We start from the raw sequence: 12,683 nt of genomic DNA, 5'->3' as shown, positions 1-12,683 counted from the left end.
ACGTTCAGCTGAGGCTCAACCCCGGTGCGGGCGGCGCCACGTAGCGTGGAAAGGGTTCGGAGCGCCACCGCCTTTCAGCAGTGAGGATTTTCCATGAGCAACAGCCTTTCCACCACCCTTTCCGCCACCGGCTACGCGACGGTCCTGCCGCAGGGGATCAGCAACGGCAGTGACGCGGACGTCGTCGACGCGAACGTGGACGTGGTCAACGCCATGTACGCGGAGCTGCTCGACATCGGGGAGATCGCACCGAACGCGCTGCGCAGCTATTACGTCGACTTTTACCTGACGCAGGCGCTGGGCGGCGGGTTCGCCCAGTACGTGTTTACCGCGCCCGACCGTGAGGACATCGACGCCTACGTCCGGGCCGGGCTGGAAAACATGGGGGCCGCAGCGCACCTGGCGCTCTTCAACCGTACCGTGGACGCTTTCGAGGCCCTCTCCGAAGAGGAAGCCGACGCGTATCTTGACGGGGACGCGGATCTGGACGGCGGCACGGACGTCCCGGCCGCGGTCCGGCTCCTGGAGGAACTCGACGGCGAGTTCGAGGCGCTGCTGGAAACCGAGGACATCACCGCGCTCAACGCCGCCTGGCTCCAGGGCCAGGCAGACCTCCTGGTCCTGGACGACGAGGAACTCGACCGACACATCGCCGAGCGGGTGTCCCGGATCCCGAACCTGGCGGAGCGCCAGGCCGAGGCGGCCGAGGATGACCTGCTGGACACCCCGGAATTCGAGGTGATCATCCGCGAGCTCTGCGACGTGGCCGGCCACACGCTCGTGAAGATCACCATGGGCGACCCCAACTATGACCGGGACGGCCAGAGAACCCTGGCGTGGCATTTCACCACGGACCAGGGCGAGTTCCTGATGCTGGACGACGAGCAGGAAGCGGTCATGATCCACCCGGACACGAAGGAGATTCTGGCCGCCGTCGAGTTCGAGGTCGAGGACGACTGAGCCCGGCCGTCGGCCGCCGGGGACGTCTTTCGCTAGTACCCGGCGGCGCCTGTGATCATTTCACCTGATGGGGCGACGAGGTACCAGACGCTGCCGACGCCCTGGCCCAGGATGTCCCCGGCCGCCAGATCCTTGGCGTAGTAGTACACGGGCATCCCGTTGACGGTGAGCTGCCTCTTGCCATCCGGGGTGGCAATGGTGCCCACGGTGCCGGTGACGCCGTCGACGGTTGGAGTGTCGGCGGTGGAGAGGGCCGGGGGCCACGCATCGAGGCAGCCGCCGGTGCAGGTGCTCGTCCCTGAGTCTTTGACGTCCTTCGTGTAGTAGTAGACGCTCATGCCTTTGCCGTCGACCACAATCCTGCCGGCGGCCGAATCCGCGACCTTGAGGGCCGGGGCGGCCGCGGCGGGTGCTGAGGTCGACGCCGGAGCCGAAGTCGCCGCCCCCGACGTCGGCGACGTGGCAGTGCCGCTGGTGCCGGCACAGCCGGAGAGCAATGCGGCGAGGGCGAAAGCGGACAGGCCGATGCCAAGGTGCTTTTTCATCTGCTGCTCCTTTACTCGAACCGACCAACGGGCCAGGCCGGCGCTACCCGATACGACGGCCCCGGGGGAAGAATGGTTCACAGCAGGCCTTGGGCGGTTCCCCGGAACCCGCGCGCGTGAACCGTTCTTCCGGTCCGCGCGTCATAGGGGGCAAGCGCAGAAACCCTAAGGGCCAAGGGAGGGCGGTCATGTCGCTGGACGAAGACGTGGTGGCGGCGATTTACCGCGACCACGGGCCGGCCCTCCGGCGTTTCGTGCTCAGTGCCTCCCGCGACCCGCAACTGGCGGATGACGTGGTGCAGGAGACCATCCTGCGGGTCTGGCAGCAGGCCCCCCAGATCACCGGCAGCCTGCGCAGCTACCTGTTCAGGACGGCCCGCAACATCATGATCGATAACTACCGCAAGGCCCAGCGCCGGCCCCGTGAGACGTCGGACCGGGAGCTGGCGGACCCGGCCGACGGCGCGGAACGCGTGAACGAACTTCTCAACCGGGTGCTGATGGAAGAGGCGCTGCTGCGGCTCAGCGCCGAGCACCGGGACGTTCTCGTGGCCCTGCATTACCGCCGCTACACCGTCCAGGAGGCATCGGTCAGCTTGAAGATCCCGAGCGGAACGGTAAAGTCGCGGGCGTTCTACGCCGTGCGGGCGCTCCGCGCGATCCTCGATGAGATGGGGGTGGAACGGTGAGCGGCACGGAGCGGCACCAGCTGCTCGGCGCCTACCTTCTGGGCGGCCTGGAGCCTGAGGAGGCCGCCGCCTTTGAGCAGCATCTGTTCAGCTGCGCGGACTGCCGGCGTGAGCTGGACGAACTGGCCAGCCTCCCCGCGCTGCTGGACGCGCTTCCGGTCCCCGACGCCGTCGCGCTCGCCGCCGCTGCTCCGGCTGCTGCCGGGCGGGAACCGTCGCCGTCGGATCCCGCGCCGGATCCCGCGCCGGCCGCCGAGCCCCGGCGGCTGCTCGAGGAACTGTCCACGCGCCGCCGGAGCGCACGACGCCGCTGGACCGCGGCGCTCGCTGCGGTGGCCGCGGTGTGCCTCGCCCTCGGAATCCTGGCCGCGCCGCTGTTCAACCAGCCGCCCAAACCGGACGCCAGTTACTCAGTCCAGGCAAGTGAGGGGCTGCAGATCACGGTGGGCATGGTGAAGAAGACCTGGGGCACCGAACTCGCGGTCGACGGCCGGAGCCTGCCGGTGGACGGCACCTTCTCGCTCTGGGTGAAGGACAGTGACGGCGTGGAAGACCGCGCCTGCGCGTGGACGGCAACGCCCAGCGGCAGGGTCAGGATCACCGGGGCCACGCCCCTGCAGCTCTCCAACATCGCCAGCGTCGAGATGCGGGACGGGCAGCAACAGACGATGGCGGTTATCGCCGTGCCGCGGGGATAACAGCCTCGGCATCACGGCCCCGCATTAACTGTCGGACCTCCCTGCTCTACTCATGGTGGGGGAGCCGACGGCTTCCCCACCACCTGCGGCACGCACGTCCGCACCGGCGATTGGGGATTCGTTATGGAACAGGCTTTTGTGGTTGTCACTTCCGGCAAAGACCTGGCGCTGCAGCTGACGGCGGCCGGGCGGACCAGGCCGGCGGCGGTTATCTCCTGGCATCCGGAGCAGCGGGAAAACCGCATCGACGTCGAACGCATCGCCCGGGAAGTCGGTGATCTGGCCGACGTTTTCTGGCTGGAAAACGGTCCGGAGAGTTATGCCTTCGGCGACATCCTCCCGTCCGGCGCCCACGTCTTCGGCAATGCGGCACGGGTCTACGCGGAGGATCTTCGCTGGATGACGGCCGTGCACCGCAGCCCGCTGCGGATGGCCCGGGACCGCGAAGCTGCTGTCCGTGCGACCGAGGACATCATCGAGGACGTGCTGGGCCTGATCACCGTGGTCCCGCCGAAGTCCGCGCCGGTCCGCACCCTGCCCCGGCGCGTCCGGGGCACTGTCAAGGCCTTCGCCAGCGCAGGTTCCCGGGCCATCGTCGAGCTGGGTGACGGCAGCTGCTGCACCATCCAGCGCGAGCACGTGGTCCCGCCGGTCCGCCTTGACTGGATGCTGGACCTGGGCCAGCCCGTCGAGGGCGGTCTCAACGCCGAGGACAGGACGCTCGACATCAACGGGCTGAAGACCGTGCCCCGTCTCGCCGAGCTCTACCGGCCCGGCGACCTGGTCCTCGCCCTGGCCGAACAGGTCAGCGCCAAAAACGCGAAGCTCACCCTCTACCCGGGCTCCAGCTGGACCGTTGACCAGGCCCGGATCTCTTCCAACCCCCTCGACGCCGCCGACAGCCTCGTGACGGAAGGCGAGGTGGTGGTGGCGCGGTTCCTGCGGGTAAACGGGGCGGTGGTGTTGTCCCTGCTCGACGTCGACGATGACGCCGACGTCGTGCCCGCGCCCGCGCTCCTGGCCGGCGGTACGCCCTGGCTGCGGTCCGGGCGGCACCTTACCGAGCAGCCCACCTCGGGCCGGACGTTCCCTGCCGAGGCTCCCGCCGGCTCCGGCCCCGGGGGAGCCGGGTCCGGAGCGCAGGGCAACGGTTCCGCGGCGGCGGGACCCGCCCCGGGGCCCTCGGCCGCGCTGATGACCGTCCAGCTCCAGCTCGAAGCCGAACGGAGGAAGGTCTCAGCCCTGCAGGAACTTGTCGTCGCCGCCAGCGAGGCCGGGGCCGGACTGGTCAGCCTCCAGCAGGAGCAGGACGCCCTTCGGCGGGAACTTGGGACGGAACAACAGCTTGCTGAGGATGCCCGGGGGGCGCTGGAGGACGCCCAGGTCCGGCTCGCCCGGCGAAATGAGGAACTCCTGGACCTCAGGGCCTACAAGCGCCGGACGCAGCCCGCGCTCAAACGCGCCCTGGCTGGCGGTTCGGACGCGCTGTTCGCGACGGCCGGAGAGCGCCTGCGGCACGACGTGTACCTCGCGTGGGCCAATAACGTTCCGGGGTCCGAGAAGGCACGGCAGCCGCTGCCCCCGGACTGGAGGGCCGGACCGCAGTTTGCGGCGTCCCTGTACGGTTTCACCGAGCCAGGCATCGTGGCAAAGGCGCTCAAGGCCATGGTGGAGGTCCTGACCGGGGCGGCGGAGCGGAACGCGGCGCGTGAGGTCCACGCGCTGCGGGCCCATACGGGCGCAGACACGGCCCAGCGAGTGCGTGAGGACGGGGCAAAGTGCTTCCGTGCGGCGATCGAGCAGAATGTGGCCTCGGCCCGGCGGCTGCACTTCTGGCGTCTGCCGGACGGATCGATTGAGCTGTCGCGCGTCGTGGTCCACGACGACTTCAAGCCCTGACCCCGGCAGGGCGGGGCAAGGGCTGGCCGCCGCGCAGAACCGCGGCCAGCCCGAAGTCACCATCGACCGCCACGATATCCGCGCGCATGCCTGGCTTAAGGCTGCCGATCTGGTCCTCGAGGCCCAGGATCCCCGCCGGAACCAGGGTCGCTGCCTTCACCGCGTCTTCGGGCGGCACCCCGGCCCCAATGGTCCTCCGGACCACCTCGAGCAACGTGGCCGTGCCGCCGGCGAGGGCCCCGTTGCTCTTGAGCGCGGCCACGCCGCCGTGCACCGTCACGGCGGAGGGGCCAAGCTGGTAGTCGCCGTCGGGCAGCCCGGTCGCCGCCATGGAATCGGTGATAAGGACGACGTTGTCGGTGCCGGCCAGCTCGAACACCATCAGCACCGTCTCGGGGTCCAGATGGACGCCGTCGCCAATGAGTTCCACGGCCACGGTGCCGTTGGCCGCCAGGCGCAGGCACGCCGCCGCAGGTCCGGGGTTCCGGTGGTGGAGCGGCGGCATCCCGTTGAACAGGTGCGTCACCGTGGGCCGCCGTCCTGCTCCGGTCCCGTCGGCCCGCAAGGATTCGGCCGCCCCGGTCAGTGAGGCAGCGGCGGTGCGGGCGTCGGCGGCGGTGTGGCCCAGCGACGGCGTGACACCGTTGCCGGTGAGCATGCTGACCAGCCGGCCGGCTCCGGGCAGTTCGGGGGCATACGTCATGGTCCTGAGCGTGCCGCCGGCCGCGTGCAGCAGCCGGTCGAGCAGACCCAGGTCCGGGATCCGGAGCCACTCCGGATTCTGCGCCCCGCAGCGGGCCGGGGAGAGGAACGGGCCCTCGGCGTGGATGCCCGCAATGAGCCCCTCGTCCGCCAGCGGTCTCAACACCCCGATTCCCCGGAGGAGTTCCTCCGCGGGCGCCGTCACAAGGCTGGCCAGCAGCGTTGTTGTTCCGCTGCGGTGCAGGAAGCCGACGGCGTCGCGGCATGCGCGGCTGTCGCCGGTGGGGAAGCCGCCGCCGGCCGCGCCGTGGCAGTGCAGGTCGATGAGTCCGGGGAGGATCGAGCTGCCCGGCGGAAGGGTGATTTCCCGTGCGCCGCGGAAGCCTGCGGCGCCGAACCCTCGCCTGGGCCCGGCGTAGGCGATCCGGCCGCCGGCCACCGCAACGACTGCATCAGGTGTGGTGTGCCCGTCCGAGATCAGTGTTCCGGCCAGGACGTAGGGGGACTTCGGGGCGGCTGCGCGGGGTTCCGGGCTGGGCATGGTCGGGCGACTACATCTTGGCGAGTTTTGCCCGCACCATCATGAAAATGCCGTAACAGATCAGGCCGATGCCCACGGCGGCCAGCATGTACATGCCGAAGGGCTGGTCGCGCAGGCCCTTCAGCCCGCCGTCGAGCCCGGTTGACTCCTCGGGGTGCACTTTGGCTGTCGCGATGACTATCAGCACGCCGGCCAGCAGCAGGGCGATGCCCTTGGCGGTGTAGCCGACGACGCCGAGGACGGTTACGGCCGTCCTGGCCTTCGCCGAGTCGGGGAGCCGGAGGTGTTTGGCGAAGGACTGCCGGAAGCCGCGGATGGCATAGACGATGCCGGCAATTGCGATGCCCGCGCCGACCGCGAGCAGGAGCAGATAGCCCCCAGGGGCTTTCATGACGGACGCGGTGAGGTCGCTCGTGGAGGTGCTGTGGTCCTTGCCGGCGCCGCTGGCGAAGGAGAACAGGGTGACGGCGAGCCCGGCGTAGACCACGGCCTGGAGAGCGGCCTTGGCCTTCTTTGCCATCTTTTTCTTCGCCGGAAGGTGTTCAAAATCGAAGATGGCATCGCTGGTCTGCCACACGGCGAGGGCCACACACGCCGCGAAGGAACTCCACAGCAGTACCGGCCCGGCCGGCTGCTGGGCGAGTTGCTCCACGGCGCCGCTGACGTCGGCATCGCCCTGGCCGCCCATGGAAAGCCGGATCGCGACCAGGCCGATCAGCAGATGCAGGACGCCGCTGACTGCAAACCCGGCCCGCGCCGCAAGCTCCAGCGTCCGGGAGTTGGTGATGTCCTCGGCCGCGTCCGCGGCGTCCTTCAGTTCTCTTTTGATGATGGATCCTTCAACTGACTCGGTGGTTCTGCCGGATCGCAGGTCCGCCCGGTTCGTGCCTCTGACGTAATCGTGCCACGCCGAACCCGCCGGGAACAGCACTCCCGCGTGCCCGGGTCCTGCGACGGTGACTCACCTCGGTCGGGCGCTCAGCGGCGGCGGTAGCTGAGGTCGAAAATGAGCCGTCCGGCCTCGTGCGCCTTGTTCTCGAAACTCGTCAGGATCCGCCCGTCAAACCGCGGCGCCCAGCCGCCTGTCTCGTCGGAGCCCTCGTTGGGGCCGGTGTGTTCGGTGCTCACGGGTGCGCGGCCCTCCTTGACAGGGGCCCCGCCCACGAGGGACTCGACGCCGGATTCCCACACCTGGGTGAGGGGGCTCTCGGCGCCGCTGCGCTCGCCGTCGTGCAGGTTCTCGAAGTCGGCGGAGTCGGCCAGGACCTCGCGCACATGGACGGCATAGTTGGACCAGTCCGTCGCGATGCGCCATAGTCCGCCGGGTTTGAGGGCCCGGGCGGCGAGGTCGGCAAAGGCTGGCTGGATGAGGCGGCGCTTGTGATGGCGGGACTTGTGCCACGGGTCCGGGAAGAAGACCCACAGTTCCGTGACGGAACCGGCCGGCAGCATGGTGGCGAGCACCTCCGGGGCGTTCGCTTCCACAACGCGGACGTTGTTCAGGCCGCGGCTGTTGATCTTGATCAGCGTGTTGGCAAGCCCCGGGGTGTAGACCTCAACGGCGAGGAAGTCCTTGTCAGGGTTCTCCTCGGCGGCGTGGCACACGGCGTCGCCGAGCCCGGAACCGATCTCCACGATCAGCGGGGCCATCCGGCCGAATTCGGCCTCGGCGTCGAAGACGTAGTCCGGATGCACCGAGGTGTTGGCGACGTGGCGGGGAACCTCGACGGCCCAGCGGTCAGAGTGTTCGTCCCAGGCCACCTGCCGGCGGCCGTGCAGGCGGGTGCCGCGGCGCACAAAGCTGACCGGACGGCCTCCATAGGTGCCAAAGGAGGCCTGGGTGCCGGGCGTCACCGGGCGCGAAGGCTGCGGTGTTTCGGGGGATTCTGGGGATTCACTCATCCCTTCCAGAATAGTGGAATCCCGGCGCCCGCCCGGGCGGGCAGGCGCCAGCTTCCCCGTCGGGGGTCCGTGGCAGACTGTCCGCATGGATGACGCAACACGCGAATACTGGGACGGGCAGGCAACCTCTTTTGACCGGGAAGCAGACCATGGTCTGCTTGACCCCGGCGTCCGCCAAGCCTGGACGGAGCTGATTCTGCCTCTGATGCCCCTGCCCGGCAGCGAGGTCGCTGATTCGGGCTGCGAGACCGGCAGCCTGTCCCTACTGCTGGCGGAGGAGGGCCATCGCGTCCGGGGTCTGGACCTGTCCGGCCGAATGGTGGAAGCGGCCCGGGTCACGGCTGCCAGGGCCGCCGTCGCCGGGCTGCCCGCGGCTGCGGAGTTCCTGCAGGGTGATGCCTCGGAACCGCCGTACCCTCCGGCGAGCTGCGATGTGGTGCTGGCCCGCCACGTCCTCTGGGCACTCCCTGATCCGGATGCGGCCCTCGGCCATTGGTCAAGGCTATTGCGGGAGCCAGGGACATTGCTGCTCGTGGAAGGGCTGTGGGGCACTGGCGCAGGCATATCCTCGGCGGAATGCCGTGAACTAGTGCTTCGGCACCGCCACCACGCCGAGGTCGTGGCGCTGGCAGACCCGGCCCTGTGGGGGAAGGAAATCAGCGACGAACGCTACCTGATCCTGAGCCGGAGCTGACGGAACCGCCTACGGCGACGATGTTGACACCTCCGCCTGCACAGGGCCTGCCAGAATGGGTCCGTGACCATACCGAAAAGCTCCCAGGACTCCACCGCCAGCGGCACCGAGGTCGGGGACCGCCCGGGCCTGCTGGTGGACGCCGAAATCGATGACGTGCCCGCGGCTGAGCCCACGCGGGTCGGCAGCCGCCGCACCCTGGCCTACCTGGGTGTGTGCCTGGTCCTGATCGGGCTGAATCTCCGCACCGTCTTCTCCAGCTTTTCTGCAGTACTGCCCGAGGTGACGGCCGACGCCGGGCTGCCGGGCTGGGCGGTCGTCGTCCTCACCACGGTCCCGGTCACCCTGCTCGGGGTGTTCGCCCCGCTCGCTCCGGTCCTGGCCCGCCGCTTCGGGGCAGAGCGCGTGCTGCTGGGCGCGATGGCGGTGCTCACGGCCGGACTGCTGCTGCGCCCGCTCGACGCCGGGGACGCCGGGCACCTGCCCGCCCTGCTGGCAGGGACGGCGGCCTGCGGTGCCGCGATCTCGCTCTGCAACGTGCTGCTGCCCGGACTGGTGAAGCGTGACTTCCCGCACCGGCTCGGCCTGATGGGCGGGCTCTACACCACCGCGATCTGTGCCTCCGCAGCCCTCGGCGCCGGGTTCACCTACCCGGTCTTCAGCGCGACGGGGGACTGGACTGCGGCGCTGCGGTTCTGGGCGCTGCCCGCCGGCGTCGTTCTTCTGCTCTTCCTGCCGCTGGCCATCCGGCAGCGCCACGGCCGGCACCAGAGTGCACACGGCGGAGTGAACGTGTGGCGCTCACCGGTCGCCTGGCAGGTGACCATGTTCATGGTGCTGCAGGCGATGATGTCCTTCAGCGTGTTCGCCTGGCTGGCCCCGATCCTACGCGAACGAGGGGTGGACGGCGGCACCGCCGGGGTGATTGTCTCCGTCTCGATCCTGCTGCAGATGCTGGGGTCCCTGTTCGCCCCGGCGCTCGCCACCAGGTTCCGGGACCAGCGCGCGATCAACACCGTGGTGGCGCTCATGACCGGCGGCGGCTTCGCTCTAAGCATCTTCGGCCCGCTGGAGCTGATCTGGCTGTGGACCGGGCTGCTGGGACTGGGCCAGGGCAGCCTGACCGCCGTCGCGCTGACCATGATCATGGTCCGCACCCGCGACGGCCACACCGCCGCGCACCTGTCCGGCATGATGCAGGGCGTCGGCTACGGGGTGGGTTCCACCGGCACCCTGATGGTCGGCCAGCTGCACCAGGCCACCGGCTCCTTCACGGCAGCGGGTGTCCTGTTCCTTGTGGTCGGATCGCTGGCCGCGGTTTTCGGCTACCGCGCCGGGAGGAACCGCTTCATCGGCGGCTGACCGGCGGGCCGGCTGACCGGCAGACTAAAGGACGCTACTGACGGCAGGGGCCTACGGGCGGCGGGCCTGCAGGTACTGATCGGTGAGGTGGCCGGCCATGGCCAGGCAGGACGTGGCGGCCAGCGACGGCGCGGATGGCCTGGTGCGCCCCGCCCGCCGGCTGTGGCATGCTTCCCCTTTAGCCAACATCCCCGTTCCGCCAACATCCCCGTTCCGCCAACATCCCCGTTCCGCCAATCCCCGTTCCGCCAATCCCCGTTCCGCCAGGAACCGTCGACCGGCCAGAGGCCCGGGCCTCACCACCGGCTGAGGTTCACCGGTTCGGTCCACAACTAGCGATCAGGCCACGACCTTGCCCCGTACCGCCCCCGCCCCGAGTCTGGATTCAGCCGGCATCTTCAACCGCGACTATGTGCTGGTGACGCTGGGCGCCTGTGCTCTCGTGTTCCTGGTCGCCTTCGAATCGCTGGCCGTGACCACGATCATGCCGCTGGTCAGCCGCGAGCTGGACGGGGCTGCCCTTTACGCACTGGCGTTCGCCGGCCCGCTCGCCACCGGCGTCATCGGTATGGTGGCCGCCGGCAGCTGGTCCGACCGGCGCGGGCCGGTGGCGCCGCTGTATGCCTCTGTGGCCCTCTTTGTGCTGGGCCTGCTGATCGCCGGAACAGCGGCGACCATGCCTGCCCTGGTGGCCGGCCGGCTGGTCCAAGGCCTGGGCGGCGGCGCGATGACGGTGTCGCTGTATGTGGTGATCGCCCGGGTCTATCCGCCCGTGCTGCACCCGAAAATCTTCGCCGCATTTTCCGCAGCCTGGGTGATTCCCTCGCTGGTCGGTCCCTTCGCCGCCGGCCTCGTGGCGCAACTGGTCAGTTGGCACTGGGTGTTCCTCGGCGTGGTGGGGCTCGTGGTGCCGGCCCTGTTGATGGTGGTGCCGGCCCTGCGGGGGCTGCACGGCACGCCCGACGGCGGAACCCGGAAGGCCGCCGCGCCGGGGGACATGTCCCCTGAGGCTCCGCGGAAGTCCTCGGGCTCCACCCGGCTGGCCTGGGCCGCGCTCGCGGCGCTCGCCGTGCTCGGCCTGAACCTCTCCGCCCGGCTTCCGGTGGCCGGCGGGGTCGCGGCGGTCGCGGCCGTCGCCGTGGCCCTCATCGCCGTCCGCCCGCTGGTGCCGCGGGGAACCCTGACGGCACGCCGTGGCCTGCCCAGCGTCATCCTCACCCGCGGACTGGCCTCTGCCGCGTTCTTCGGCGCCGAGGTGTACCTGCCGTACCTGCTGGTGGAACGCTACGATTTCTCTCCGACGTTCGCCGGGCTGGCGCTCACCGGCGGGGCCGTCTCCTGGGCCGCGGGCTCGGCGGTGCAGGGCCGGCTCGGGGCGCGCCTGGACCACCGCCGCGCGGTCCGGATCGGCGCGGCGCTCGTTCTCGGCGCCGTCGTCCTGGTGCTGGCGACCACGGTCCTGAACTGGCCGGGCGCCGTCGCGATCGCCGCCTGGGTCTTCGCCGGAGCCGGCATGGGGCTGATGTACTCGCGCCTGAGCGTGATGACCCTGGCCCTGTCCAGCAGGGAAGACGAGGGCTTCAACAGTTCGGCGATGTCCATTTCCGACTCGCTCGGCGGGGCGCTGTCCCTCGCCGCCACGGGCATCATCTTTGCCGCGTTCCCGACGACTTCGGCCTCTTTCGGGGGCGTCTTCGCCCTGACGGCCGTGATCGGCGGCGCCGCGGTGGTCATAGCAGCGCGGGTCACCGTGCGCCGATAGGTCCCGCCGCCACGCCCGGCCCGGCCGCTTGCGCGAGACCGCCGACAACGTGCCCCGCCGCCACGCCCGGGCCGGCCGGTTGCGCGAGATCGCCGGTAACGTGCCCGGTCGCCGGAATCTTCCGGCGACCCCGCACGTTACCGGCGACGCCGACGCAGGACATCGAGAGGCGTCCTGCGGTGGCCGTCGGCCGGTCCAGGCTCAGCGGGCGGCGAGACGGGTGGCGCGCAGCACGGCGTCCGTCAGCGCGGCAGCCTCGCCGTCGGGCCCGGTGGCGCTGCGGTGCCGGGTGTCCACGACGTCGAGCCGCCACTCGGGAGCCTCAATCCCCAGCTCGCGGGCCAGTTGCTCCGCCGTATAGAACCGTTCCGCCGCATGATCATGGTGCTGACTCCACGGCGGAAGCCCGTCGGGGTGGTGCCCCACGATCAGCAGCGTGCCCCCGGTCCGTACCGCCGCGGCGGCCAGCTGCAGGGCCTGCTGCCAGGGCATCACGGTGGAGTGCAGGAACTGCGCCGTGACCAGATCGAAGAGCTCCCCGGGAACCCAGGTGGCGAGATCCTGCCGCACCCAGGTGATGTTCCCAGTCTGGCCGCGTTCCTGCGCATGCGCCTCGGCCCGCTCCAGCGCGACGGCGGAGACGTCGACGGCGGTGACTTGCCAGCCGCGGCTGGCAAGCCAGATGGCGTCCGCGCCTTCGCCGCAGCCCAGGTCAAGGGCAGTCCCGGGAGGAAGATGCGCGGCCTCGGCGATCAGCTGCGGATTAGGCTCGCCGCTCCAAATTTTGGCCCGGCTGCGGTACTTCTCGTCCCACATTTGGGCCGCACTGCCAGTGCTGTCGTGCTCGGCGTGCTCCGCGTGCTCGGCGTGCTCGGTGTGCTCCGCGTGCTTGGGGTGCTTGTGGTCCGTCATCGTTGTCCTCGCCGGTT

The 12,683-nt window shown here is 70.1% G+C and carries 12 protein-coding genes; 7 read left to right on the top strand and 5 right to left on the bottom strand.

The window, feature by feature from the left end; all coding sequences use genetic code 11:
* The first annotated feature begins 93 nt into the window (after positions 1–93).
* Entirely contained in the window at positions 94–960 is an 867-nt protein-coding gene (locus ACZYZ3_RS07210) for a DMP19 family protein (RefSeq protein WP_463963140.1), read from the top strand.
* A 32-nt stretch (positions 961–992) separates the two neighbouring features.
* Here the strand turns inward: ACZYZ3_RS07210 and ACZYZ3_RS07205 are convergent, their stop codons facing one another.
* Positions 993–1,505, bottom strand: a complete 513-nt coding sequence (locus ACZYZ3_RS07205) for a COG4315 family predicted lipoprotein (protein ID WP_463963139.1) — start codon at positions 1,503–1,505, stop codon at positions 993–995.
* 188 nt (positions 1,506–1,693) lie between these two features.
* On the opposite strand from ACZYZ3_RS07205, the gene ACZYZ3_RS07200 reads away from it, so the two are divergent.
* The 3 genes from ACZYZ3_RS07200 to ACZYZ3_RS07190 all read left to right on the top strand — a co-directional run bounded on the left by ACZYZ3_RS07200 (position 1,694) and on the right by ACZYZ3_RS07190 (position 4,791).
* Entirely contained in the window at positions 1,694–2,194 is a 501-nt protein-coding gene (locus tag ACZYZ3_RS07200; protein ID WP_463963138.1) for a sigma-70 family RNA polymerase sigma factor, read from the top strand.
* The gene (locus tag ACZYZ3_RS07195; RefSeq protein WP_463963137.1) at positions 2,191–2,892 is read left to right on the top strand and encodes an anti-sigma factor family protein; all 702 of its coding nucleotides are present in this window, start codon (positions 2,191–2,193) and stop codon (positions 2,890–2,892) included. The genes ACZYZ3_RS07200 and ACZYZ3_RS07195 overlap by 4 nt, the downstream gene beginning before the upstream one ends.
* A 123-nt stretch (positions 2,893–3,015) precedes the next feature.
* Positions 3,016–4,791, top strand: a complete 1,776-nt coding sequence (locus ACZYZ3_RS07190) for a hypothetical protein (protein WP_463963136.1) — start codon at positions 3,016–3,018, stop codon at positions 4,789–4,791.
* Here ACZYZ3_RS07190 and ACZYZ3_RS07185 read toward each other — a convergent pair.
* The 3 genes from ACZYZ3_RS07185 to trmB form a co-directional block, all read right to left on the bottom strand.
* Entirely contained in the window at positions 4,781–6,034 is a 1,254-nt protein-coding gene (locus tag ACZYZ3_RS07185) for an N-acetylglucosamine-6-phosphate deacetylase (protein WP_463963135.1), read from the bottom strand. The genes ACZYZ3_RS07190 and ACZYZ3_RS07185 overlap by 11 nt on opposite strands.
* Before the next feature lie 10 nt (positions 6,035–6,044).
* Entirely contained in the window at positions 6,045–6,851 is an 807-nt protein-coding gene (locus ACZYZ3_RS07180) for a DUF1206 domain-containing protein (protein WP_463963213.1), read from the bottom strand.
* 161 nt (positions 6,852–7,012) lie between these two features.
* Positions 7,013–7,936, bottom strand: a complete 924-nt coding sequence (gene trmB / locus ACZYZ3_RS07175; protein ID WP_463963134.1) for a tRNA (guanosine(46)-N7)-methyltransferase TrmB — start codon at positions 7,934–7,936, stop codon at positions 7,013–7,015.
* An 85-nt stretch (positions 7,937–8,021) separates the two neighbouring features.
* Here trmB and ACZYZ3_RS07170 point away from each other — a divergent pair, with 85 nt between their 5' ends.
* The 3 genes from ACZYZ3_RS07170 (at position 8,022) to ACZYZ3_RS07160 (ending at position 11,754) form a co-directional block, all read left to right on the top strand.
* Complete coding sequence (locus tag ACZYZ3_RS07170; protein WP_463963133.1) at positions 8,022–8,630, top strand: class I SAM-dependent methyltransferase; 609 nt, start codon at positions 8,022–8,024, stop codon at positions 8,628–8,630.
* A 69-nt stretch (positions 8,631–8,699) separates the two neighbouring features.
* Entirely contained in the window at positions 8,700–9,992 is a 1,293-nt protein-coding gene (locus ACZYZ3_RS07165) for an MFS transporter (RefSeq protein WP_463963212.1), read from the top strand.
* A gap of 352 nt (positions 9,993–10,344) precedes the next feature.
* Positions 10,345–11,754: an MFS transporter gene (locus tag ACZYZ3_RS07160; RefSeq protein WP_463963132.1), complete on the top strand. Its 1,410-nt coding sequence runs from the start codon at positions 10,345–10,347 to the stop codon at positions 11,752–11,754.
* Positions 11,755–11,955: 201 nt separating this feature from the next.
* Here the strand turns inward: ACZYZ3_RS07160 and ACZYZ3_RS07155 are convergent, their stop codons facing one another.
* Positions 11,956–12,666, bottom strand: coding sequence for an SAM-dependent methyltransferase (locus ACZYZ3_RS07155; RefSeq protein WP_463963131.1), 711 nt, complete (start codon positions 12,664–12,666; stop codon positions 11,956–11,958).
* Between the last annotated feature and the right edge of the window lie 17 nt (positions 12,667–12,683).

It is taken from the genome of Pseudarthrobacter linnaei (assembly GCF_055412825.1).
The sequence above is the reverse complement of the archived record's forward strand: the minus strand, read 5'-3'. Positions and strand labels throughout refer to the sequence as shown.